General features: G+C 72.2%; 2 protein-coding genes. One reads left to right on the top strand and one right to left on the bottom strand.

All coding sequences use genetic code 11. The features are described 5' to 3' along the window. Window positions 1–324: MFS transporter (locus ACFV0Q_RS41735; RefSeq protein ID WP_385013346.1), on the bottom strand; the 324-nt coding region annotated here is incomplete at its 3' end. 70 nt (window positions 325–394) lie between these two features. Here ACFV0Q_RS41735 and ACFV0Q_RS41730 point away from each other — a divergent pair. After that, the coding region (locus tag ACFV0Q_RS41730) for an AI-2E family transporter (protein ID WP_385013344.1) at window positions 395–1,285 on the top strand (891 nt) is incomplete at its 3' end.

Raw genomic sequence — 1,285 nt, 5'->3', positions numbered from 1 at the left:
CCCGGCCTCGGTGAGCAGGATCAGCCGCCGCCGGTCGACGGCGTCGGCGAGCGCGCCCCCGTACAGCCCGCACACCACCAGCGGGACCAGCTCCACCGCGCCCATGGCACCGACCGCCAGCGGCGAATCCGTCAGGTGCTTGATCTGGAGCGGGAGGGCGATCATCGCCATGAACGAGCCGAAGAAGGTGACCGTTCCCTGGAAGAAGAGGAGCCGGAAGTCACGGCTGGAGTGCCACGGGGACAGATCGGGCAGTACGGAGGACAGGCGGGTTCTACTCACGACGGGCCATCGTGCGCGGCCGGATGCGCCCGGGCAACGCATTTTCTCCCCGGACGGGCGAATCCGCGGTCCCGCGCGTGGCAGCCGCCGCCCGCCGTGGCACCCATGGTGCATGCCGCCGGTGTCCCCGCTCCTGCGTACGGCCGCGTCCTACGCGTGGCGCCTGCTGGTCGTGGGAGCCGCCGTGTACGCGGTCTTCGTCGTGCTGGGCCGCTTCCACGAGATCACCGTGGCGCTCTTCCTCGGCCTGGTCATCACCGCCCTGCTGACCCCGCTCAACCGGCTCCTGGCCCGCCGGATGCCCCGCTCCCTCGCGGTCGCCGTGAGCCTGATCGGCAGTGCGGTGCTGCTGCTCGGCGTGCTCGCGCTGGTCGGCGAGGCCGTGGCGGGGGAGAGCGCGAGCCTGGTCCGCGAGTTCCGCGAGGGCCTGGCCAGCATCGAACGGTGGCTGGCCCGGCCGCCCCTGAAACTGGACCCGCACGCGCTCAGCGACCTCCAGGCGAAGATCGGCGACTACCTCTCCACCCACCGCTCGACGCTGCTCAACACGGCCGTCAGCGGAGCCGGACAGCTGGTGCAGGTGTTCACCACGCTGGCGCTCGCGGTGTTCTCCTCGGTGTTCTTCCTGCACGGCGGCTCCCGCCAGTGGGCGTGGTTCTGCGCGCAGCTGCCGGAAGGGGCACGGGGGCGGGTGGCGCGCGGCGGGCGCGCGGCCTGGAGCACCTTCACCGGCTACACCCACGGGATCGTGCTGGTCGCGGCGACGAACGCGCTGCTCGTCGGGGTGGCCCTCTACTTCCTCGGGGTCCCGCTGGCCGTCCCGCTGGCCCTGCTGGAGTTCCTCGCCGCGTTCGTACCGCTGATCGGATCGCCGGTCGCGCTCGCGGTGGCCGCGGTGGTCGCCCTCGCGGCGAAGGGGCCCGTCACCGCGGCCATCGTGGTCGCGCTGATCGTCATCATCGGCCAGATCGAGGGCCATCTGCTGCACCCGCTGGTGATGAGC

It is taken from the genome of Streptomyces sp. NPDC059564, assembly GCF_042735575.1.
GTDB lineage: Bacteria > Actinomycetota > Actinomycetes > Streptomycetales > Streptomycetaceae > Streptomyces.
The sequence above is the reverse complement of the archived record's forward strand: the minus strand, read 5'-3'. Positions and strand labels throughout refer to the sequence as shown.